The organism is Acidimicrobiales bacterium (assembly GCA_040219515.1).
Classification (GTDB): domain Bacteria; phylum Actinomycetota; class Acidimicrobiia; order Acidimicrobiales; family Aldehydirespiratoraceae; genus JAJRXC01.
Genome location: JAVJSI010000018.1, coordinates 87,511 through 110,048 on the forward strand (window position 1 = coordinate 87,511; position 22,538 = coordinate 110,048).

Annotated in this window: 23 protein-coding genes; 4 read left to right on the plus strand and 19 right to left on the minus strand. The window is 68.6% G+C overall.

The genetic code is table 11. The features are described 5' to 3' along the window. Positions 1 to 11 precede the first annotated feature (11 nt). Positions 12 to 671: a Crp/Fnr family transcriptional regulator gene (locus tag RIB98_18630; GenBank protein ID MEQ8842998.1), complete on the plus strand. Its 660-nt coding sequence runs from the start codon at positions 12 to 14 to the stop codon at positions 669 to 671. A gap of 26 nt (positions 672 to 697) precedes the next feature. Here the strand turns inward: RIB98_18630 and RIB98_18635 are convergent, their stop codons facing one another. The 4 genes from RIB98_18635 to RIB98_18650 form a co-directional block, all read right to left on the minus strand. Further along, positions 698 to 1,345, minus strand: a complete 648-nt coding sequence (locus tag RIB98_18635; protein MEQ8842999.1) for a dienelactone hydrolase family protein — start codon at positions 1,343 to 1,345, stop codon at positions 698 to 700. A 33-nt stretch (positions 1,346 to 1,378) separates the two neighbouring features. Continuing rightward, complete coding sequence (gene radA, locus RIB98_18640; protein MEQ8843000.1) at positions 1,379 to 2,734, minus strand: DNA repair protein RadA; 1,356 nt, start codon at positions 2,732 to 2,734, stop codon at positions 1,379 to 1,381. 51 nt (positions 2,735 to 2,785) lie between these two features. Next, positions 2,786 to 4,252 (minus strand): hypothetical protein, encoded by a 1,467-nt coding sequence (locus tag RIB98_18645; GenBank protein ID MEQ8843001.1) that lies wholly within the window; start codon positions 4,250 to 4,252, stop codon positions 2,786 to 2,788. Positions 4,253 to 4,320: 68 nt separating this feature from the next. After that, the gene (locus RIB98_18650) at positions 4,321 to 6,879 is read right to left on the minus strand and encodes an ATP-dependent Clp protease ATP-binding subunit (GenBank protein ID MEQ8843002.1); all 2,559 of its coding nucleotides are present in this window, start codon (positions 6,877 to 6,879) and stop codon (positions 4,321 to 4,323) included. Positions 6,880 to 7,054: 175 nt separating this feature from the next. Here RIB98_18650 and RIB98_18655 point away from each other — a divergent pair, with 175 nt between their 5' ends. Further along, entirely contained in the window at positions 7,055 to 8,074 is a 1,020-nt protein-coding gene (locus RIB98_18655) for a polyprenyl synthetase family protein (protein MEQ8843003.1), read from the plus strand. A gap of 46 nt (positions 8,075 to 8,120) precedes the next feature. On the opposite strand, the gene lysS is transcribed toward RIB98_18655, so the two are convergent. The 5 genes from lysS to RIB98_18680 are packed head-to-tail and all read right to left on the minus strand — an operon-like array spanning position 8,121 to position 12,810. Beyond that, a complete protein-coding gene (lysS, locus tag RIB98_18660; GenBank protein MEQ8843004.1) occupies positions 8,121 to 9,554 on the minus strand; it encodes a lysine--tRNA ligase in 1,434 nt (477 codons plus the stop codon). Beyond that, entirely contained in the window at positions 9,551 to 10,345 is a 795-nt protein-coding gene (locus tag RIB98_18665; GenBank protein ID MEQ8843005.1) for a type III pantothenate kinase, read from the minus strand. The genes lysS and RIB98_18665 overlap by 4 nt, the downstream gene beginning before the upstream one ends. 17 nt (positions 10,346 to 10,362) lie before the next feature. Then, the gene (locus RIB98_18670; protein ID MEQ8843006.1) at positions 10,363 to 11,184 is read right to left on the minus strand and encodes a phospholipid scramblase-related protein; all 822 of its coding nucleotides are present in this window, start codon (positions 11,182 to 11,184) and stop codon (positions 10,363 to 10,365) included. A 28-nt stretch (positions 11,185 to 11,212) separates the two neighbouring features. Next, on the minus strand, positions 11,213 to 12,064 hold the full coding sequence (panC, locus tag RIB98_18675) for a pantoate--beta-alanine ligase (GenBank protein ID MEQ8843007.1): 852 nt from the start codon (positions 12,062 to 12,064) through the stop codon (positions 11,213 to 11,215). Positions 12,065 to 12,066: 2 nt separating this feature from the next. Beyond that, positions 12,067 to 12,810, minus strand: a complete 744-nt coding sequence (locus tag RIB98_18680) for a DUF2520 domain-containing protein (GenBank protein ID MEQ8843008.1) — start codon at positions 12,808 to 12,810, stop codon at positions 12,067 to 12,069. Between the two features lie 132 nt (positions 12,811 to 12,942). Here RIB98_18680 and RIB98_18685 point away from each other — a divergent pair, with 132 nt between their 5' ends. Then, positions 12,943 to 14,757, plus strand: a complete 1,815-nt coding sequence (locus tag RIB98_18685) for a diguanylate cyclase (GenBank protein MEQ8843009.1) — start codon at positions 12,943 to 12,945, stop codon at positions 14,755 to 14,757. Between the two features lie 13 nt (positions 14,758 to 14,770). Here the strand turns inward: RIB98_18685 and folK are convergent, their stop codons facing one another. From folK to RIB98_18735, 10 genes are read right to left on the minus strand one after another with little or no spacing between them, the layout of a single operon-like run. Next, a complete protein-coding gene (gene folK, locus RIB98_18690; GenBank protein ID MEQ8843010.1) occupies positions 14,771 to 15,250 on the minus strand; it encodes a 2-amino-4-hydroxy-6-hydroxymethyldihydropteridine diphosphokinase in 480 nt (159 codons plus the stop codon). Beyond that, the gene (gene folB, locus RIB98_18695; protein MEQ8843011.1) at positions 15,247 to 15,612 is read right to left on the minus strand and encodes a dihydroneopterin aldolase; all 366 of its coding nucleotides are present in this window, start codon (positions 15,610 to 15,612) and stop codon (positions 15,247 to 15,249) included. Before folB ends, folK begins: the two co-directional genes overlap by 4 nt. A 10-nt stretch (positions 15,613 to 15,622) precedes the next feature. Continuing rightward, complete coding sequence (locus tag RIB98_18700) at positions 15,623 to 16,177, minus strand: hypothetical protein (GenBank protein MEQ8843012.1); 555 nt, start codon at positions 16,175 to 16,177, stop codon at positions 15,623 to 15,625. A 44-nt stretch (positions 16,178 to 16,221) separates the two neighbouring features. After that, positions 16,222 to 17,013, minus strand: a complete 792-nt coding sequence (gene folP / locus RIB98_18705) for a dihydropteroate synthase (protein MEQ8843013.1) — start codon at positions 17,011 to 17,013, stop codon at positions 16,222 to 16,224. A gap of 10 nt (positions 17,014 to 17,023) precedes the next feature. Beyond that, positions 17,024 to 17,656 carry a GTP cyclohydrolase I FolE gene (gene folE / locus RIB98_18710; GenBank protein ID MEQ8843014.1) on the minus strand — a complete coding sequence of 211 codons (633 nt, stop codon included), beginning with the start codon at positions 17,654 to 17,656 and terminating at the stop codon, positions 17,024 to 17,026. Between the two features lie 24 nt (positions 17,657 to 17,680). Continuing rightward, positions 17,681 to 18,214 carry a hypoxanthine phosphoribosyltransferase gene (gene hpt / locus RIB98_18715; GenBank protein MEQ8843015.1) on the minus strand — a complete coding sequence of 178 codons (534 nt, stop codon included), beginning with the start codon at positions 18,212 to 18,214 and terminating at the stop codon, positions 17,681 to 17,683. A gap of 11 nt (positions 18,215 to 18,225) precedes the next feature. After that, positions 18,226 to 19,080 carry a phosphotransferase gene (locus tag RIB98_18720; protein ID MEQ8843016.1) on the minus strand — a complete coding sequence of 285 codons (855 nt, stop codon included), beginning with the start codon at positions 19,078 to 19,080 and terminating at the stop codon, positions 18,226 to 18,228. Next, positions 19,077 to 19,988, minus strand: coding sequence for a tRNA lysidine(34) synthetase TilS (tilS, locus tag RIB98_18725; GenBank protein ID MEQ8843017.1), 912 nt, complete (start codon positions 19,986 to 19,988; stop codon positions 19,077 to 19,079). Before tilS ends, RIB98_18720 begins: the two co-directional genes overlap by 4 nt. Continuing rightward, positions 19,952 to 21,022 (minus strand): zinc-dependent metalloprotease, encoded by a 1,071-nt coding sequence (locus tag RIB98_18730; GenBank protein ID MEQ8843018.1) that lies wholly within the window; start codon positions 21,020 to 21,022, stop codon positions 19,952 to 19,954. The genes tilS and RIB98_18730 overlap by 37 nt, the downstream gene beginning before the upstream one ends. Before the next feature lie 10 nt (positions 21,023 to 21,032). Beyond that, on the minus strand, positions 21,033 to 21,158 hold the full coding sequence (locus RIB98_18735) for a hypothetical protein (GenBank protein ID MEQ8843019.1): 126 nt from the start codon (positions 21,156 to 21,158) through the stop codon (positions 21,033 to 21,035). A gap of 93 nt (positions 21,159 to 21,251) precedes the next feature. Here RIB98_18735 and RIB98_18740 point away from each other — a divergent pair, with 93 nt between their 5' ends. Next, positions 21,252 to 22,532, plus strand: coding sequence for an HNH endonuclease signature motif containing protein (locus tag RIB98_18740; GenBank protein ID MEQ8843020.1), 1,281 nt, complete (start codon positions 21,252 to 21,254; stop codon positions 22,530 to 22,532). Positions 22,533 to 22,538: the final 6 nt, after the last annotated feature.

Below are 22,538 nucleotides of genomic sequence, written 5' to 3' on the forward strand. Positions count from 1 at the left end.
GGTGCTCGCTCATGTCTGACACCAGCACTCTCCGCGCCACGTTGCTCTTCTCCGAGGTCGGAGAGGCACAGCTCACCACGATTGCCGCCGCCGCCGAGGAGCGAGCCCTGCGGCGGGGTGACGTGCTCTTCACCGAAGGCGAGGAGCCCGATCAGATCTACATCGTCACGTCCGGACGCATCGCCATCGCGAACAAGTCCATCGACGGCCGCGAATCGGTCGTCGCTCTCATGGAGTCCGGCGACCTGTTCGGCGAGATGCCGTTGTTCGACGGCCTGGGTCGATCGGCCGAAGCCCGCGCCCTCGAGCCCTCGTCCGTTCTCGCCATTCCCTACGGCCCGGTGCGAGCGCTCTACGAGAACGAACCGGCCGAGCTCTGGAACGTGGTCAAGCTGCTGGCCAAACGCCTGCGGTCGATGGACGAGACCCTGGCCGACAGTGTGTTTCTCGATGTCACCGGTCGCACCGCCAAGCGGCTGCTCGAACTCGCGGGCGACAGCGACGAGTTCATCCTGCCGATCACACAGGAGGAACTCGCCGGCATGGTCGGCGCCAGCCGCGAACGCGTCAACAAGGCCATCGCGTCGTTCGTGAAGTTGGGCTGGCTCGATCAGAGCGACCGGCGCTACGTGATCACGAACCGCGAGCAGCTCTCGATCCGTTCGCGGTAGCCCGGAGCCCTACCCCCCAGAGTTCTTCACCCCCAGAGCCAGTCGCCCACCCGTCGCCAGGCGTCGGCGGCGTCGGCGGCGCGATGGGCCGGACGATCGGGGTCGTGCACGAACCCGTGATCGGCCCCCTCGTAGGCGGCGATGGACGCGCCGGTCGCGGCCAGCGCAGCGACCTCGTCGGGCCGTGTGTAGGGATCGTCCGTCCCGATCACCGCCAGCAAGGTCCTCGGATCACCCTGGCCGAGGTGGTCGAGCGGCTCACCCTGTCCGTCGGCGACCCAGCCATCGGGCACGTGGATCATTCCGTAGAAGGACGCGAGCCGGTCGAAGCGACCGGTCGATACGGCCTTGTTGACGTACATGCCACCCATGCAGAACCCGATCGCGCCGACGCTCGCCGCACCGGTGGCATCGGCCGCGGCGACCATGTCACCGAGCACGTCGTCGTCGCGGAGACCGGACGCGGCCGCGAATCGGCCCTGCAGGTCGAGATCGGTCTGACCCGCGTAGAGATCAGGGGCAACGACGGTGCAGTCCCACTCGGTGGCGAGTCGTTCGACCAGGTCGTCGAACAGCGGACGCAGACCCATGATGTCGGGGACCACCACCAGGCCCCGCTCGGTGGATGAGCCCGCGGTTTCCGCGAGGTTGCCGGACGGGAGAGTGATGCGCATCGGCGCATCTTCGCATGCGGGAACCGGTCGGGGCTACGACGGCCCGACGTCGGCCAACTGCACCGCGGCGGCGAGCGTGGGCGCTCGCAGCACGGTGAGACCGGCCGGCGCCTCGCCGGTGGCGTGGGGAACGATGGCTCGCCGAAACCCCATCCGGGCCGCTTCACCGAGCCGGCGGTTGATGTGGCTCACGTGGCGCAGCTCGCCACCGAGACCGACCTCTCCGACGACGACGAGATCGTCGGCCAGCGGGTGACCGGTGAGTGACGACGTGATCGCCAGCGCCAGACCGGCATCGGCTCCGGGGTCGCCGATGCGGGCACCGCCGACCGCGAGGGCGTAGACCTCGGCGCCCGACACCGGCAGCCCGACCCGACGCTCGAGTACGGCCAGGAGCATGGCCAGCCGACCATGGTCGAGGCCCTGGGCGCTGCGCCGCGGGGTGGCGAGCTGGGAGGGGGCCACGAGGGCCTGCACCTCCACGAGCAGGGGACGGTTGCCGTCAACCGTGGGCACCACCGCCGAACCCGACACGCCGGTGACCCGGTCGGCCAGGAAGAGCCCGCTCGGGTCGTCGACCGGCGCAAGGCCCAACTCGTCCATCTGGAGCAGGCCGACCTCGGACGTGGGGCCGAAACGGTGCTTCGACGCCCGCAGGAGCCGGAGCCCGTGCTGGCGGTCGCCGTCGAACTCCAACACGGTGTCGACCACGTGTTCGAGCACACGCGGCCCGGCCAGCGTGCCCTCTTTCGTGACATGACCGACGAGCAACAGCGCGATGCCGCGCCGTTTGGCCTCCTGCACCAACGCATGGGCGCATTCACGGACCTGCGACACCGAACCGGGCGCCGAGGTGAGATCGGGATTCACCAGGATCTGTACCGAGTCGATCACGACGACCTCGGGCTTCACTTCATCGAGATGACCGAGGACGTGCGGCAGTACGGTCTCACCCACGAGCCACAGGTCGTCGTGGAGAGCGCCGAGACGATCGGCCCGACTCCGCACCTGCGAGGCCGACTCTTCGCCCGACACGTAGAGCGCCTTCTGCCCGCCGCCGGCCACCGAGCCGACGAGCTGGAGCATCAGCGTGGACTTGCCGATGCCGGGTTCGCCGCCGACGAGCGTGACCGAACCAGGGACGAGCCCACCACCGAGCACCCGGTCGACCTCGGCGAGACCGGTCGGTCGCAGCAGGTTGGACTCGTCGGGAACGTCGGCGATCGGCATCGCCACGCTGTTGGCGCCGGCCACGATGGTCGACGGCTCGCGCACATCAAGCTCTTCCACCAGGGTGTTCCACTCGCCGCAGCCGTCGCAACGCCCTGCCCACTTGGGTGCCCCTGCGCCACACGACGTGCAGCGGTGAACCGTTCTGATCCGTGCCATGCGAGCACCCTAGGTGCCGGGTGTGACACCCGGGTGAGGCGGTGGCTGACGTCAGCTGGTGCGGCTGCGGAGCAGGTCCTCGAACCCTCGCACGACCGTGTGGCTCGTGTCGGGCGCCTCTTCGTCGCCGGCGACGAAGAGACCCGTGGCCATGCCCAGCTTCTCCGCGACGTCGAGATGCTCGGGCACGTTCGAGAGATAGAAGCAATCGAAGAGATCGACGGACAGTGTGCGACGCGTGGCCTCGAACAGCGCCGGTTCGGGAAGGGCCGAGCCCACATCACCGCTCACCATCCACGACGCGATCGAGTCGTCGAGCGCCGCCATGCGCCGGAGTCGGTCGCCCCAGGCTCTCGGCTGATTGCCCACCGCCGCCACAGGGAGACGGCTGGCCGCCATCCGGTCGAGGAACGGATGGAGCCCGGGCACCAGACGGAACGTGGACAGGTATTTGGTCTCGATCTCCTCGGCGATCGGCCCGAGGCCGACCTCGGCCCAGAACTCCTCGACCGACATCCGCCCCAGCGTGAGGCGCCGGTGCAGGTCGCGCACCCGTTCGGCGGACGCGTCGGGGCGTTCGGCCAGAATCAACGGGAGCAACACTCCCTCGAGCGGGTCCGACGGTCGCACCAGTACACCGTGGACATCGACGATCAGCAGACGGAGCATCCGCCGACGGGGACGGTTGGCCTCTTCGGCCCGGCTGGCCGCGTTCTGTTGACGGCGGCGCACATCACGACGGCGGCGACCCTTCGGCGTGCGCAGCTTGGCCAGCAACAGGCCGGCGAGACGCGAGAGCAGGATGCCGGCGAACAGCAGGAATGCCAGCAGCGCGACCATCGCCCAGACCCGCGGCAAGATGTCGTCGGTCGTCGAGGTGGCATCGAGCTGAATGGTCGAGGTGGCGCCGAATACCGTCTCCCACGCCACGGCCTCGGGCTCTTCCACGCCCGTCTCCGACGATTCGCGATCGGGTAGCCGCACCCGCACGATCACCTGGTCGTCCCCGTTGCGCTGCTCGTCGATGAGCCCCTCGCGGGCATCGATGCCGACCAGCTCGAGGAGGTCCGCGTCGGCGAAGGCGGCCAGGTCGGGGTTCGGGTCGACCGTGCCGGTGAGCCGGTACTCGGTGTGCGCCGGACCCAACCCGATCCGGTCAAACGAGTGCATCTTCTCGAGCGTGACGCCATCGAAGATCACGCCCTCGCCCGCGATCTCGGCCAGGACGTCGGGCAGCGCGTCGGCATTGACGAACGGCTTCGACAGGGCGACGGTCATCGCCCCTGATGCATCGATGTCGGGCCCGTCGACGACCCAGCCGGAGGCCTCGAGGTCGTCGAAGCGCAACCCGTCGGGCGCGTCCGGTACTGCCGCGACCGCGGCGGCGTCGGCCACCACAGTGACGGCGACGACACCGGACCCGTTCTCTTCGACGGTGATGTCGACCGTGGTGTCGACACGACACGCGCTCGCCACGAGGACGAGTATCCCCAGAAAGAGCAGACGGACCCGACGCATTGCGACGACGCTAGACGCCAGAGGCCGAGCGCGGCGACCAGGATCGATCACGACCCCGGCCGACGCAGCTAGAAGGATTCGCCGCCGTCGACCGCGTCGGCGAGCTCGGGCTCCGGTGGCTCGAAGCCCTCGATCGCCCGGAAGACGACCATGAGTTCGTTGTCATTCTCGGGGTCGGGCTCGACGTCGACGATGATGATCTCGCCGGCCCGGAACTCCTTGTAGAGGAGCTTCTCGGACAACGGATCCTCCACGAGACGCTGAAGGGCACGCCGCAGCGGGCGAGCACCGAGGGTGGGGTCATAGCCCTTGTCGGCCAGATGGTCCTTGGCGGCATCGGTGAGCTCGAGGCCCATTCCCTGCCCACCGAGCTGGATCGCCGTGCGGCCGACCATGAGGTCGACGATCTGGCGAACCTCGGGCTGGCTCAGCTCGTGGAACACGATCGTGTCGTCGATGCGGTTGAGGAACTCGGGCCGGAAGTGCGCCTTGAGCGCGTCGTTGACCTTTTCCTTCATCTTCTCGTAGTTGACCGCCTCGCTGCCCGAACCGAACCCGATCTGCGCCTTGCGCAGGTCGGCGGTGCCGAGGTTGGAGGTCATGATCAGCACGGTGTTGCGAAAGTCGACCGAGCGACCCTGCGAGTCGGTGAGACGACCCTCCTCGAGGATCTGCAACAGCGTGTTGAAGACGTCGGGGTGGGCCTTCTCGACCTCGTCGAAGAGCACGACGGAGAACGGCTTGCGGCGCACCTTCTCGGTGAGCTGGCCACCCTCTTCGTAACCGACGTAGCCAGGGGGCGAACCCACCAGGCGGCTGACGGTGTGCTTCTCCATGTATTCCGACATGTCGAGGCTGATGAGGGCGGTCTCATCGCCGAACAGGAACTCGGCGAGCGTCTTCGCGAGCTCGGTCTTGCCGACGCCCGACGGGCCCAGGAAGATGAACGAGCCGCTGGGGCGCTTGGGGTCCTTCAGACCGGCCCGGGTGCGACGGATCGCCTGCGACACGGCCTTGATGGCGTCCTGCTGGCCGATGACCCGCTTGTGCAGCTCGTCCTCCATGCGGAGGAGCTTCTCGGTCTCTTCCTCGGTGAGCTTGTAGACCGGGATGCCCGTCCACAGCGAGAGCACCTCGGCGATGGCCTCTTCGTCGACCTCGTCGAACAGATCGAGACCGGACGCCTTGGCTTCGCCTTCCATGGACTCGCGGCGAGCGAGGAGTTCCTTCTCCTTGTCGCGCAGGCGGCCCGCCTCTTCGAACTGCTGGCCTTCGACGGCGTCCTTCTTCTGGCCGACGACAGCGGCGATCTCGGCTTCGAGTTCCTTGTATTCCGGCGGGGTCTCCATGCGCTTGATCCGCAGACGCGAACCGGCCTCGTCGATCAGGTCGATGGCCTTGTCGGGCAGGTGACGATCGGCGATGTAGCGATCGGCCAGGTTGGCCGCGGCCACGAGCGCCTGATCGGTGATGGTGACCCGGTGGTGCGTCTCGTAGCGATCGCGCAGACCCTTGAGGATCTCGATCGTGTGGCCCACGGTCGGCTCGTCGACGACGACCTTCTGGAAACGGCGCTCGAGGGCGGCGTCCTTCTCGAGGTGCTTGCGGTACTCGTCGAGCGTGGTGGCACCGATGGTCTGGAGCTCACCACGGGCGAGCATCGGCTTGAGGATCGACGCGGCGTCGATGGCTCCCTCGGCCGCACCGGCACCGACGAGCGTGTGGATCTCGTCGATGAACAAGATGATGTCGCCGCGGGTCTTGATCTCCTTGAGCACCTTCTTGAGGCGCTCCTCGAAGTCGCCGCGGTAGCGGCTGCCGGCGACCAGCGCGCCCAGATCGAGGGTGTAGAGCTGCTTGCCCGTGAGGGTCTCCGGCACATTGTCCGCCGCGATCGACTGGGCGAGGCCCTCGACGATGGCGGTCTTGCCGACGCCGGGCTCACCGACGAGCACGGGATTGTTCTTGGTGCGGCGCGACAGGATCTGCATGACCCGTTCGGCCTCGCGGCTGCGACCGATGACCGGATCGAGGCCCTTCTCGCGTGCGAGCTGGGTGAGGTTGCGGCCGAACTGGTCGAGCACGAGCGAACCCGACGCGCTGTCCCCACTCGAACCGCCGGCGGTGGCACCGGCCTTGTCGCCGCCGCCACCACTGCTGCTGCCGGCTTCGCCGCTGCCGCCGGAACCCGAGTAGCCCGAGAGCAACTGGATGACCTGCTGGCGCACGCGACTCAGGTCGGCGCCGAGCTTGACGAGCACCTGCGCCGCCACGCCCTCGCCCTCACGGATGAGGCCGAGGAGGATGTGTTCGGTGCCGATGTAGTTGTGGCCGAGCTGCAGTGCTTCGCGCAGGCTCAGCTCGAGGACCTTCTTGGCGCGAGGGGTGAAGGGGATGTGACCACTGGGCGACGAGCCGCCCTGACCGATGATCTCCTCGACCTGGTTGCGCACCGCCTCGAGGCTGATGCCGAGCGACTCGAGTGCCTTCGCGGCAACTCCCTCGCCCTCGTGGATCAGTCCGAGAAGGATGTGCTCCGTCCCGATGTAGTTGTGATTGAGCAGACGCGCTTCCTCCTGCGCCAGCACCACCACTCGTCGAGCCCTGTCGGTGAACCGCTCGAACATCGGTATTTCCCTCCCACATCTGGGTCGTCCAAGTGAGTGTACCGGGGTGACTCGGCCTGAAACGGTCGAATCCGGCAACTACTCTCGTCACCATCGGCAGGTCGGTGGTCCACGTGAACCCCCCCACTGCGTCTCCACTGCGTCGTGGGCGGTGTTTTTCACGTAGCCTCACGACGTGGCTGCGTCTCCACTCGCCATCCTCCCGAGCATGGAAGCCGACCTCGATCGGGTCGAGCAGGAACTGTTGCGCGTCGTCGCCTCCGACGGCGACTTCCTCACCGAAGTCGCCAGTCACCTGATCCTCGCCGGCGGGAAGCGGGTCCGGCCCGGCTTCTCGATCGCCGCATCATCGGTGCTCGACCCCACCGGCTCGGCCGCCACGATCGACGTGATCCGCGGCGGTTGTGCCGTCGAACTGGTCCACATCGGCTCGCTCTACCACGACGACGTCATGGACGAAGCCACCAGTCGACGCAGCGTCAAGAGCGTCAACGCCCAGTGGGGCAACCTGCGGGCCATCCTCGCAGGCGACTACCTCCTCGGTCGGTCGTCGGAGATCGCCGCGGGCCTCGGCACCGAAGTGGCCGGCATTCTCGCCACCACCATCACCGAGCTGTGCGAGGGCCAGATCCTCGAACTCGAGTCGGCCTACGAGCCCGATCGCACCATCGACACCTACGAGCGGTCGATCTCGGGCAAGACCGCCTCGCTCCTGGCCACGGCCTGCCGCATCGGGGCGATCGTCGGCGACCTGCCCCGCCCGGTGGTCGAGGCGATGACCGAGTTCGGCGCCGCCTACGGCATGGCGTTCCAGATCGTCGACGACATCCTCGACATCATCGCCACCGACGAGCAGATCGGAAAGCCCGCCGGCAACGATCTCATCGAGGGGATCTACACCCTGCCGGTCATCCACGCCCTCGGCGAACCGGCCATCGCCGCCGAGCTGCGACCACTGCTGACGCCCGACATCACGATCGCCGATCGCGACCGGGCCCGCGAGCTCGTGCGCCGCAGCGACGGTGTACGTCTCTCGCTCGACGCGGCCCAGTCCTGGGCCGACAAGGCCGCCGCCACGCTCACCGATCTGCCCGACACACCGGGTGCCCGGGCGCTGCGCGCCGCCGCCGATCACCTGATCGAACGAGCCGCCGCCCCTCTCGGCCGCAAGCGCTTCAGCCGCAAGCCCCGCTGACCCTCACCCCAACCGTTCTCGGTGGAGTTGACCACCGCAGAGGTGGCTAGTCCGCCTCAATTTCGGGGGGTTCGGGGGGTTCGGGGCGCAGGGTGGGGAACAGGACCACGTCGCGGATGGTGGTGGTACCGGTGAGGAGCATGATCAGACGATCGATGCCGATGCCGAGACCGGCGGTGCCGGGCAGGCCGTACTCGAGCGCCCGCAGATAGTCCTCGTCGACGACCATCGCCTCGTCGTCGCCCGCCGCGCCCTCGGCCTCCTGGGCCTCGAAACGTTCCCGTTGCACCACGGGGTCGGTGAGCTCGGAGAAGCCGTTGCACAGTTCACGACCGGCGACGATGGCCTCGAAGCGCTCGGTGTAACCGGGACGTTCCCGGTGCTCGCGCGACAACGGCGACACTTCGACCGGATAGTCGGTGACGAAGATCGGACCCCACAGCTCGGACTCGGTGGTCTTCTCGTAGATCTCGAGGATCAGCTTGCCCGGGCCGTAGTGGTCCTTCACCTCGACGCCGAACTTCTCGCACAGGGCGCGCAGCTCGTCGATCGGCGTGTCGAGGCTCACCTCGACGCCGGCGTGTTCGAGGATCAGCTCGTCCATCGTGGCCCGTCGCCAGGGAGTCGACAGGTCGACGTCGCGACCGTCGTAGTCGATCGTGGTGGTGCCGATGACCTCGGTGGCGGCAGCCGCCACGAGCTCCTCGGTGAGCGTCATCATGTCGTGGTGGTCGTGGTAGGCCCAGTAGAGCTCGAGCATCGTGAACTCGGGGTTGTGCCGGGTCGACATGCCCTCGTTGCGGAACACCCGACCGATCTCGAAGACCCGTTCCATGCCGCCGACCACGAGGCGCTTCAGGTAGAGCTCGGGGGCGATGCGCAGGTACAGCTCGGTGTCGAGCGCGTTGTGGTGGGTCGTGAACGGCTTGGCCAGCGCGCCACCGGGTATCGGGTGCAGCATCGGGGTCTCGACCTCGATGAAGTCGCGCTCGCCGAGCCAGCGTCGGATCGAGGCGACGATGGCCGACCGCTGCCGGAACGCCGTGCGCGCTTCGTCGGTGACCCACAGGTCGACATAGCGCTGGCGGTAGCGGACGTCGGGGTCGCTGATGCCGTGCCACTTGTCGGGGAACGAGCGCTGCGCCGGGGCCAGCACCGTCCACTCGTCGACGCGCACCGAGAGCTCGCCACGCTTGGTGTTCATCACGATGCCGGTGACCAGAATCCAGTCGCCGATGGACAGACCGGTGAAACCGTCGAAGTCGGGTGTGCGCTTCGCCATCGCGAAGAGCTGGATGCGGCCAGTCGGGTCCTGGAGCACACCGAACGCGAGCTTGCCCTGATCGCGCCGCAGCATGAGACGACCGGCGATGGACACGACGACGTCGGTCTCGGCCCCCGCCTCGAGATCGGCATGGTCGTGAATGATCTGCGCGGTCGTGGCAGTGACGTCGGCGCGGTACGGGACGGGATCGGTCATCGTTCGTTTCGTTGGTGGACGATCCGGAGACCGTGGAGGGTGAGGAACGGTTCGACGTGTTCGATCGAGTTGGCGACCGGGGAGATGAGGTGGGCGAGACCGCCGGTGGCGACCACGTTGATGTCACCGAGTTCGCCTCGGAAGCGCTCGACCATGCCGTCGATCATCGCCGCGAATCCATAGACGGCGCCCGACTGGATCGACTCGACGGTGGACTTGCCGATGACACTGCGGGGTTCGACCAACTCGATGGCTCGCAGCTGCGCCGCCCGTCCGAACAGCGCGTCGAGGCTGACCTCGATGCCGGGCGCGATCGCCCCGCCGAGGAACTCGCCGTCGGCCGAGATCACGTCGAAGTTGTTGCCGGTGCCGAAATCGACCACCACGGTGGGGCCGCCGTAGAGGTCGTGGGCGGCGATCGCGTTGGCAATCCGGTCGGCGCCGACCTCCTTGGGGTTGTCGTAGAGGATCGGCATGCCGGTCTTCACTCCGGGCTCGATCACGATCGGATCGAACGACAGGTAGCGGGCCACCATCTGGCGCAGGTTCGCGAGGATGCGCGGCACGCCGGAACAGATGGCCACGCCGATCAGGTCGTGTTCGAGGTCGACGTCGGCGGTGTCGAGCAGCGAGCGGATGGCGATCGCGTACTCATCGGACGTGCGGGCCGGATCGGTCGAGAGTCGCCAGTGGTCGACGAGACCGACACCCGCCCCGTCGCCCGACTCGCTCTCGAGGTCGTAGAGGCCCAGCACGTTCTGCGTGTTGCCGACGTCGATCGTGAGAAGCACGCCGAAACGCTACCGGGTCAGCCCAGGCCTCGTGAATCCTGTTTCAGGGCGAGGTCGACCGACACTGCGGATGCCACCACGAGGCTGCGCAGCGGCTCCTCGAGCGGACGGTGGATCTGCAGCACATAGTTGTCGGCGGTCGTGAACATGGTCTTGGCCAGGCCTTCCCAGGTCTTGGTGATCCGGGCGACCTCGTTGCCCTCGGCGTCCTGCAGGTTGAAGTTCCAGGCCCGCCAGTTCTCGCCGTTGAGCGTGCCGATCTCGCCCTGCGGACCCTCGAGGGAGAAGCGGATCTTGCCGATCATGTTCTTCTGCACGATCGACCCCACCGGATTGCCCGACGCGTCGGCGACGTGCACCTTCGACTTCGCGAACTTGGCCGGCCGGGTGACGGTGAGTTGCACCGCGCCGCCGGCGTCGACGAGCTGCAGCGAATGGGTCATGAACTGATCGAGGCTGCTGACGAACCGGGCGACCTTCTTCAGGTTCGACTGACCGACCTGGCGGATGGCGCCGATCTGGGTGCCGTGCTGGTCGAAGACCGCATACTCGGTGTTGATCTCGAGCAGCTTGGCCTTCTGGTTCACCACCAGGACGGGCTCGCTGAACATCGTGCCGCCGCCCGCGCCGGCCGAGACCACACCGGCCTTCTCCGCCACCTGGCGTTGGATCTTCTCGGTGCTCATGCCGGTCGTGGGAACTGCGCCCGGCCCGGCCAGCGGCTCGACGGACTGGCGTCCGTGGTCCGAGACGTGCTCGGTCCACTCGGTACCGTCGTGATAGCGCAGCTCGTGCTTCCCGCCCGGATCGGGATACCAGTCGGCCTTGTAGTCGGTCATGTTCCCGAGGATACGCAGGCGGGAGCGATCAGTTCCCGACGGTGGCGCCCAGATTGTCGATCAGCCGGGCCTTGCTGAACCTCACCGCCACCAGCAGTCGGACCTCGCCGGTCAAGGGGCCGGCGGCCACGAGCGAGTCGGCCGGCACCGCGGCGACATAGTCCGGCGCTCCGAGGGACGCCTCGGCGAGCACGCCGCGCATCACCGCCTCGACGGCGGCCGGGTCGCGCTCCCCCGCGTCGATCGCGTCGAAGCCCGCGCCGAGCGCTCGTCGCAGCGTGGGCGCCTGGGCCCGCTCCTCGGCGGAGAGGTAGACGTTGCGGCTCGACATCGCGAGACCGTCGGGCTCCCGCACGATCGGACACGGCACGACCTCGACGGGCATGCTCAGGTCGTCGACCATCCGGGTCACCACGGCCACCTGCTGCCAATCCTTCGCCCCGAAGTAGGCCCGGCACGGACCGACGATCGCGAAGAGCTTCGCGACGACCGTGGCGACGCCCGCGAAGTGGGTCGGCCGATGCTCCCCTTCGAGGGGCGCGGCGACGCCGGGGACCGTGACCACGGTGTCGATCGGTCGGGGATACATCTCGTCGACCGCTGGCGCGAACACATAGTCGACCCCCGCCCCCTCGCATCGGCGCCGATCGGCGTCGAAGTCGCGTGGATAGTCGGCCAGGTCCTCGCCCTCGGCGAACTGGAGCGGGTTCACGAAGATCGACACCACGGTGCGGTCGTTGGCGGCGACCGATGCCTCGATGAGTGACTCGTGACCGTCGTGCAGGTAGCCCATCGTGGGGACGAACCCGACGGCACCGCCCGCGGCGCGATCACCATCGAGCACCATGCGAAGTTCGGCGATCGTGCGGAGGACCTGCATTGCTATCCCTCGAGTGGTTGCGGACGTCCGGCCAGCCGACGGGCAGCCGCGGCCAGTGCTTCATAGCCGGTGCGCTCGTCATCGCCCAACGCGGCGAGGTGTCGCCGGATGGTGGCCTCGTCACCCCGGGCGGCCGGTCCCGTGAGCGCGGCGGCCGGGCCGAGGGCTCGCACGTTGGCGAGTGACCCGTCGGCCAGATCAAGCAGCGCGTCGAAGGGCACACCGATACCGGCGGCGATCACTTCGACCTGCCCGAGCAGGGCCACGAGATGATTGGAGGCCACCACTGCGGCTGCGTGATAGCGCGCCCGGTCGGCGTCGGCGACGGTGAACGACCGCCCCGCGAGCGCGTCGACGATCTGCTGGACGGCCTCGTCGCCCGCCGTGGCGAACCAGGCCCCGACGAGCCGGGCCGCCCCGGTCTGCGGGTCGGGAAGCGCCACGAGCGGGTGCAGCGCACCCACCCGCCGGCGGTCGCCGAGCTCGCCGAGTCCGCGTGATCCGGCGAGGTGCACGACCAGCGCGTCGGTGTGGGGCAGCGCCGACGCGACCTCGGCGATCACGTCATCAGGCGTGGCGATCACGACCATGTCCGCGTCGCGCCCGGCCGGACCGAGGTCCTCGCCACGGCCGAAATACCTCGGTTCGGGCCAGCCCGCGTCCTGCAGCGCGATACCGAGCGAACGACCGGCCCGCCCCGGTCCGACGATGTGGATCTGCACCCATTCACGGTAACCGGTGGTCATCGACGGATGGTCCGTTCGAATCATCAGGCCCGGCTCGGGCGCCGCCGATGGAACTACATGGGGACAGCACGACGGCCCCGCGACCGGTTTCGCGACGCATTCACGATTCGACGTCGTCTTCTCGCGTTCGGCGTGACCGCGATCGCCTTCGCCGGTTGGGCGTCGTGGAGTTCGATCCAGGCCCTGCAGACCTCCGGTGCGGCCACCGAGGACGCCGCTGCGCTCGCCAGCCTCCAGACCTTCCACCAGGACTCGGTGATCCAGCTCTCGATCATGCAGAGCGCCGTACTCGAATCGGTGCTCGCCGCCCAGGGAGTGACGGCTCGCACCCCCGCCGAGGTCCGGGCCGACCTCGACGATGCGGCCGATGCGCTCACCCGGAACGAGGAGGCGATCTCGGCCCTCGATCCGGCGGTCTCGCCGGGGCTCGCGCTTCCCGATGTGGAGCTCGCCACGGCGCGCTACGTGGAGGACGCCGCTCGTCTCAGTGCGCTCGCGGCCGACGATCAGGCCACTGCCGTCACCCGGCTCGACGCCTTCCTCACGACGGCCGAGCCCCTCTTCGCCGACATGGCCGAGATCACCTCGATCACTTCAGGCGCGGCCGAGCGTGCCGCGATCACGGCCGAGAACGCCGAGCAGTCGGCGACGGACGGCATCCTCGTCACGTCGGCCTTCGGCACGGCGATGATCATCGCCATCACGGCACTGGTGGCCTACTCGATCGCCAAGCAGCTCCGACAGCTCTCCAAGATCGCTCGTGCCATGGCCGCCGGCGAGCTCCACGTGCGCAACGAGATCCGCAGCGCGGACGAGCTCGGCGGACTGGCCCGGAGCTTCGACGCGATGGCCGACAGTTTCGAAGACCTCGTCGGGAAGCTCGAGCGCGAGGCATCGCAGGATGCGTTCCGTCGCCAACTGTTCGACGCCTTCGACATGGCCGCCGATGACAGCGACGTCCAGCACATCGTCGAGGAGGCCATGGTGCTCATCGGCGAGCACCCGAGCGAGATGCTCCTCTCGGACTCGAGCAAACACCACGTGACACAGGCCGTCACTCATCCCGAAGCCGGTGCACCCGACTGCCCCGTCGGTTCCACGGGACAGTGCGTCGCCGTCCGCCGCGGGCACCGCCTCGTGTTCGAATCCAGCAACGCAATCGATGCGTGCCCTCACCTCAAGCGGCGCGGGGAACCGTGTTCGGCGGTCTGCGTGCCCGTGACGTTCAACGGACAGGCGATGGGAGTGATCCACGCGACCGGTCCGGACGGCGAGAAGCCCGACGCACTCACCGTCGACCGTCTCGCGGCGCTGGCCAGCCAGACCGGGGCGCGGCTGGGCACCATCCATGCATTCCAGGGTGCTCGAGAACAGGCATCGATCGACGGGTTGACCGGGCTAGTGAATCGGCGGACGCTGGAGAACGAGGCTCGCGCCTTCGCCGCCGCCGACATGGACTACGCCGTCATCATGTGCGACCTCGACCACTTCAAGAACCTCAACGACCACTATGGCCACGAAATGGGGGACCGGGCTCTGCGGCTCTTCGGTCAGGTCCTGCGGTCGAGTGTGCGGGAGGGCGATGTCGCTGCCCGCCTCGGCGGTGAGGAATTCGTCCTGCTCCAGCCACGGATGACCGCCGTCGACGCAGTGGCCACGATCGAACGGATCCAGCTCTCGCTGGCCGCCCGTCTCGGGGTCAGCGACGGTCCGAGCTTCACGTCGAGCTTCGGCGTGAGCGACACACTGATGGCGCCCGGTTTCGATGCGGCGCTGCGGGTCGCCGACGCCGGCCTGCTGGCCGCCAAGGATCAGGGGCGCAACTGTTGGGTCATGGGCGACCCCGAGATGGCCAACGAGCTCGCGGGCCGCGGTCGGCCCCGGGGTTCGGCCGGCGATCTGATGACGTCGCCCCACGGCCCTACCGTGCTGCCCGAGCGCATCTGACGCCCGGCCCGCATCAGAGCTCGGCGAGCTCGCCCACGTTGGCGATCTCGTCGGCGGCCGCCACCGCGGCGACGTCGTATCCCTCGGGGAGCAAGTCGGCGCCCACGTCGGCGAGGGGCACGAGCACGAACGACCGCTCGAACATGCGGGGATGCGGCACCAGCAGGTCCGGCGGGTCGTCGACGGTCTCGCCGTCGACCCACAGCACGTCGACATCGAGCGTTCGGGGCCCCCAGTGGACGACCCGCACGCGGTTGGCCGCGGCCTCGCGCTCGCGACACACCTCGAGCAGCTCCCGGGCATCGAGCGTCGTGCGGAGCCGGACCACCATGTTCAGGAACCGATCCTGCTCGACCTCGCTCACCGGCGGGGTCTCGTACACGGACGACACCGCGTCGAGATCGGGCAACGCCTCGACCGCCGTGCGCAGGTGCGCCACCCGGTCGCCGATGTTGGAGCCCAGCGCGAGAAAGGCCCGATGCGACTCGGTCATCGCCGACGGGTCAGGCGCATTCCGCTCGACGCGACGTCCTGCGGCACCGGCGGACGGAGCTTGCGCACCTCGACCGTGACCTCTTCGATCCGTGGGTCGGTGAGCACGGCGTCCGCGACCCGCTGCGCCATGCGTTCGAACAACTGGAACGATTCGTCGCGGGTGACCGCCTGGATGCGGTCGAGTACTGCGCCGTAGTCGATGGTGTCGTCGAGCACGTCGGTGTCGGTGGCCGGGAGGTCGGCCACGATGTCGATGTCGAACTCATAGGGCTGGCGACGATCCTGCTCCTCGGGCAGCGCGCCGCAGATGCAGAGGGCGCGGATGCCGCGGAGCTGGATGACGGCATCGTGCGAGGCCACGGCCCTGCGCTCAGTCGCTCTCGCCGTCGGCGGAATCGGGCGAGCCGGCGTCGGCAGCCTCGTCGTCGAGCGGCCCGGCTTCCACGGTGAACGCGTCGACTTCGACCTCGGCCGACGGTGCGCACTTGGCCACCATGGCCACGAGTTCGCGAGCCACCGGACCCAGTTCGCGCTCGAACAGCCGCTCGGTGACGTTGACCGCCCGGGGGCCGTCGGGCACGAGACCCATCCAGAGCAGGTAGGCGGCCATCAGGCCCGACACACGCTCGCCGAGTTCCTCACGGTGCACGACGATCCTGTGGCCGCGATCGACATGGTCACGAATCGAGGCCATCGCCCGCGTGAGGCCCAACGGACCGTCGCCCGGCCCGGAGAACGGGACGTGATGGAACGGAAGGCCGAGCTCTTCGTAGTTGTGGAGATTGTGGGTGGAACCGATCAGTGAGACGACGAAATCGAACTCGTGTTGCCGCAGCCAGATGATCTCTTCCTGGCGGCGCACCTTGCGATGACTGTCGCCGTAACCACCGGGCCGTTCACAAACGGCGATGCGATCCTTGATCACCCACCGAAAGTGTCGGGGCTGGATGCCTTGGGCCCATTTGCCCCTCATGACTGCACAACTCGCACGGCGTGGACCGTAGCCCGCACATCGTGCACTCGGACGATGTCGGCACCCAAGTGTGTGCTCCACGCGGCCAACGCGACCGATCCGGCCAGTCGATCGTCGGGTGGCGTCACCGGCGTTTCCGGCGCTATTCCGTCGCTCCGGGCATGGATCTCACCGATGAACCGCTTGCGGCTCACGCCCACCAGCACCGGCGCAATCTCCGAAAAACGATCGAGATTCCCGACCAATTCGAGGTTGTGATCCGTCGTTTTCCCGAAGCCGATGCCCGGATCGACCCAGATCCGGTTCACGCCGGCGGCTCGACCCCGGGCCGCCGCGTCGGCGAGATGGGCATGGATGTCCTCGACAACATCGTCGTAGTGCGGGTCGTCCTGCATCGTCGCGCTCGGCCCTGGCGAATGCACGGCCACCCAACCGGCGCCCGTCTCGGCCGCGATGCCCTCGAGGCGGGCGCTCACGTCGTTGATGATCGTGGCCCCGGCGGCGACCGCGGCGACAGCGACGCCGGGCTTGGTGGTGTCGATCGAGATCTCGACCGCGCCGATCGTGCCGGCCAGCGCCTCGATGACCGGGATCGTGCGGGCCAGTTCGGTCGACTCGTCGACGGGCGACGAACCGGGCCGGGTGCTCTGGCCACCGATGTCGATGAGGTCGGCTCCCTCGTCGATCAGCGTGCGGGCGTGACGGACCGCCTGGTCGGGATCGAGCCATCGACCCCCGTCGGAGAACGAATCGGGCGTGACATTGACGATGCCCATCACGCGGGTCATGGCGGAACCCTCAGCGCCGCTCGAGGAAGCGCATGGCCTCGGCCCGCGTGGCGGCGCTCTCGCGGAAGATGCCGGTGACGCTCGAGGTGACGGTGCTCGACCCCGGCTTGCGCACGCCCCGCATGGACATGCACAGGTGCTCGGCCTCGATCACCACGAGCACGCCCTGGGGCTCCAGGCTGATCTCGATCGCGTCGGCGATCTGGCGGGTGAGTCGTTCCTGCACCTGCGGACGCTTGGCGTAGCCGTCGACGAGGCGAGCCAGCTTCGACAGACCGGTGACGCGACCGTTGCTGTTGGGGATGTAGGCGACGTGGGCCTTGCCCAGGAACGGGATGAGGTGGTGCTCGCACAGCGAGTAGAGCGGAATGTCACGGACCATCACCATCTCGTCGTGACCCGCTTCGAAGGTGGTGCTGAGATGCTCGGCCGGCTCCTGGTGGAGCCCCGCGCACACCTCGGCGTACATGCGAGCGACGCGAGCGGGGGTGTCGTGCAGGCCATCCCGGGACGGGTCCTCGCCGATCGCTTCGAGGATCTCGCGCACGGCGGCGGCGATCCGGGGTTGGTCGACTTCGGCGGCGTGCACGCCCGGGATCAGCGGGCGGGTGGCGTCGAAATCGTCATCGTGTGTGTGGCTCACGCATCGCAAGCTAGCGACTGGGAATCACTCTGCGGGTTCGAACACCCGGATCGAGTCGAGCTCGCGATAGTGCTGGGCCACGTCGAGGCCGTAACCGACCACGAAGTCCGGAGGGATGGGGAACCCCACGTAACGCACGTCGTCGGAACGGGCGCCCTCTCGCACGAGCAACGCGCACACCTCGAGGCTGGCCGGCTTGCGGTCCTGCAGCAGCTGGCGCAGATAGCGCAGCGTGAGGCCGGAGTCGACGATGTCCTCGACCAGGATGACGTCGCGACCGCGGATGTCGGTCTCGAGGTCCTTGACGATGCGGACGATGCCGCTGGTGGTGGTCGAATCGCCGTACGACGACACCGCCATGAAGTCGAACTCGACCGGCAGGTTGATCGCCCGCCCCAGATCGCTCATGAAGATGAACGCGCCCTTCAACACGCCGACCAACAGCGGCTGACGGTCGGCGTAGTCGTGGGTGATCTCGGTGCCGAGATCTCGCACCCGCGTGGCGAGTGCGTCGGCGCCGATCACCGTCTTGCCCAGCGTGCCCTTCGGAATGCTCATCGGCGCCGACCCTACCTGCGTCGTCGAGCGAGTGCGGCTGCCGCGTAGGCCGCATGTTCATCGCCCAACTCGAGCACGAACATCTGTCCCCAGATACCGCCCCAGGCCTCGCGTTGCTCGACATGCTCGGCCACCGCTGCACCGTCGACATCGATGCCGAGCCGTTCGCCGGCGACCATTCCCGCGGCAGGCCACGAGCGGAACAGGGTCGCCACGTCGACGAGCCTCGAGTCGCACACCGCATCGTCGAAGTCGAACCACACGAGCTCGCCATCGGCACGGCGCCCGATGTTCCTGCGATGCGGATCCGCATGCACGGGCTGGGCGTCCTCCGCAGCAGGGAGGAACGCCTCGTCTCGCCATTCGAGCAGCAGTTGTCGGTCGCCCTCATCGATACGGCCCTCGAGGCGAGCGAGCACCACGTCGGCCTCGTCGGCCAGCGAACGATCGAAGAGTCCGTCGGGATCCTGGAACGTCGCCATGGCCTCGATCACGTCGGCGAGCGCGTCGCCGGCTCGCGCTGCGTCGTCGTCGACGACCGGGGCGAGCGACACGTGCTCGATGAAGCTGACCCATCGGCCCCCGATCTCGTGGGGACCGGGCGGGAGCTCGGCCGACGGCGCCGTGGTCGGAATGTGGAGCGACGCGAGGTGGGCGGTGAGGGCCAGTTCCCGGGCCAACGAGCGGTCGGGCCGATCTCGGCCGGCGGCGGTGACATTGGCGATCCGAGCCACCACCGGCGCCGGCGCGAGGTGCACGACGATGTTCGACGAGTGCGACATGACCACCGGTGCCTCGGCCCGCACGCCGTGGCCCGCAGCGAACCGGGCGACGGCGTCGAGCACGCCGGCCACGTCGTGCGTCACGTGGCTCGCTCGATGCGCAACACCCCTGCGGTGCGGGCGACACGGTGGCCGCCCGGCAGCTCGGCCGCGATGTGGGTGCCGTCGGCGACCAGGAGGACCCGGTCGATGGCGGCCCGATCGATCCCGTCGGCCGATCCGAGCTCGCGGGCCATCCAGGATCGCAGCGCCTCGCCCGCCACCGAGCGGGGGGCATCGCTCACCGCTGCCGCATCGGTCGCGTCGAGGGCGGCGGCATCGCGCTCGATCACGACCAGCGCGTCGGCCACCAGGTCGGCGTGGCGGTTGAGCAACGGCACCGGGTCGCGTCCGAACTCCGCCTCGATCGCCGGCAGCAACCGGTCGCGCACTCCCACGCGCCGATAGGCCGGGTCGTGGTTCATCTCGTCGTCACGCGCTTCGATCCCGGCAGCGGCACACACCGCGACGGTCTCGTGACGACGCAGCCGGATGATCGGCCGGGCCACACGGGCCATGCGCGCCGCGACGCCGGCCAGGCCCGCGCCCCGGAACAGGTTGAGCAGCACCGTCTCGGCCCGGTCGTCGGCCGTGTGACCGACACACACATCGGCCGGCAGTGCGTCGTAGCGGGCGGCCCGGGCCCGCGCCTCGAGATCGCCGCCCGGCGCCAAGTCGACGCGCCGGAGCTGGAACGTCGCGTCGAGCCCGTCGGCGAACGCCCGCACGAACTCGGCGTCGTCGTCGGCCGCGGCGCGAAGGCCGTGGTGGACGTGCCACACCACGATGTCGCGGCCGGCCTTGCGGGCCAACAACGCCATCGCGACGCTGTCGGCTCCCCCGCTCACGGCCATCGGCAGCGGCGCGTCACTCGCGGGAAACGAACACCGGTCGAGCATCTCGACCGCGCCCACGTTCAGGCTGCGGCGTCGGCGCCCACGCGAGCGATCCACAGGGTGGGCTCGCGGATCTCGTCGATCGACGGCACGTTGGCCGGCTCGGCCCACGCCCGGTCGAGCAGGGCCGCACCGCCGTGGTCCTCGACGACCGAGATGAAGTGCTCACCCTCGGCATACTGCTTGAGCTTCGCTTCGAGTCCGGCCAGGCGCTGGAACACCCGGGTGAAACCACTCGAGTTCTGGCGGCGTTGGCGCAGCACCCGGGCGAAGCGTTCCTGTGAGGGCACCAGTCCCTTGCCGGCGCGGTCCATCGTGACGTCGCCGTGACCTTCGAGCAGGCTCATGAGACCGGCGACCTCGTTGATCACCGAGAGCTGATCCTCGGACGCGAAGAGCGCCATCATGCCGCCCTGGTCCATGGGGTCCTCGCCCCGCTTGCGGGCCTCCATGAGGCGCTGCACGGCGGCCACGAAGCGCTGCGGATCGGGGTCGACCGACTCCATCGTGGAGTTGACCAGACCCAGGAAGTGCTCACGCATCCAGGGCACGCCGGTGAACTGCGCCCGGTGGGTCACCTCGTGCAGGGCCAACCAGAGCCGGAACTCCTGCTTGGGGAACGCGTAGCGGCGTTCGAGGGCCAGCACATTGGGGGCGACGTAGTAGACGATGTCCTGCTCGTCGGGGTTCTCGTCCTCGATCACGAGCAGGTCGTACTGACCGAGCACGCGGGTGGACATCCAGCCGAGCATCATCCCGAGCTCGGCACCGGCGACCTTGCCACCCAGGTTCGGGCCGGCCCCCTCGTCCATCTTCTCGCCGAGCTTCGTGGTGATCGGACGCAGCAGCCGGGCGAACGAGTTGAGGTTGGCGTCGATCCAACCATTGCGATCGGTGACACGACCGCGAGCGTTGCCGCTCAGCGAGCGCAGGCCGGTCTCGGCTGCGACCAGGTCCTCGGCCATCGCCGTGTAGCGGTCGAAGTCCTCTTCGAGGCCGTCGCGGTGCTGAGCACCGGTGAACGGCTCCTTGCCCGCGACACGACGCGCGACCTTGCGCGCGATCTCCCAGTCGACGGGGTCGGCCGCCAAAGGATCCGCCTCAGTCCCGCGGGTAGCGGGCGCGGCTGACCGTGCCCACATAGCCGGCGATGAGCATGATGGCGACGAGCAGCGCGCTCGCCGCGAGCGGAACCGCGATCCAGAAGTGCCACACAACAGCAGTCATGACCCCGAGTGTAGAACGTCCGGCACCGGTGTCCGCAGCCGGGTCGGTTCGCGGGCGGCGGGGTGTCACACCCCCTCCGCATACTACGAACATATGTTCGATCTATCCGAGGAGCCCGAGAGCATGGAGGCGGCACTCCACGACGCGCTCGACGCCATGCTGCGGGAACCGGTCTCGCTCGGATCGGCCCGTGAGGCGGCTCGTTTGATTCGTTCGCTCGAGTCGTGCGGTCGTCGTCTTCGGGCCGTGCAGCTGCAGGTGCAGGCCGAGCTCGATGCGTCGGGCGTCTACGCGGGGGACGCCCACGCCTCGGCCAAGGTGATGACTCGCCATTGCGCCCGGCTGTCGCCGGCCGCGGCAGCTGCCAGAGAGCGCGGCGCGCGCATGTGCAAGGGGCTGCCCGACGTGCGCGATGCCCTCGAGCGAGGCGTGCTGGGTGTCGACCAGTTCGACCTGCTCGGGCGGGTGTGGGCCAATCCCCGGGTGCGCGACCACATGGAGGCCGCCCAGGGCTGGTTCCTGCGAATTGCGGCTCGCTTGTCGTACCGGGACTTCGAGACGGAAGTCCGCACGTGGGAGCGACTCGCCGACGAGGACGGGGCCGAGCCTGCGAACTCACGCAACCACGACAACCGCGACCTCCGTCTCGTGCAGGATCCGGTCGACCTGGGGTGGCAATGGGGCGGCGGCTGCGGCGCGATGCAGGGCGCCCAGATGTCGGAGATCCTCGAGCACTACCTCTCGGCCGAGCGCCTCGCCGACTGGGAGAAGGCCCGCGCCGAACTCGGCGACGCGACCACGGCCGCCGATCTGCCCCGCACCGAGGCCCAGCGCCGGGCCGATGCCGTCTGGCAGGTCTTCCAGGATGCGGCCGCCAGCCCCGATTCCGGCTGTCCCGAGATCGTGCACAACATCGTGTGGGACGCCGACACCATCACCGAACTCACCCGCCGGTTCAGCGGCGAGGGCGCCCAGCCGTTGGATCCGACCTCCTCGGTGTGTCGCACGCTCGACGGTGTCGCGCTCGATCCGACCGAAGCGTTCACGTCGGTGTTCGTCGACAAGCTGCGCCGGGTCGTGGTCGACGCGTCCGGTGTCGTCATCGATCTCGGCCGGGCCCGGCGTTTCACCGGCGGGGCTCGCCTCGCCGCGCGGCTGTCCGACGCCCACTGCACCTGGCCGGGCTGTGGGGTGCCAACCTCAGGGTGTGAGATCGACCACTCGATCGACCACGCCGACGGTGGCGAGACCCATCCACACAACGGCGGCCCGCTCTGCGGGCGCCACAACCGCCACAAACAGAAAGGGTTCGCCGTATGGCGCGACCCCGAAGGGGTGTGGCACACCTACCGGCCCGATGGGTCGGAGATCTGAGCGCCC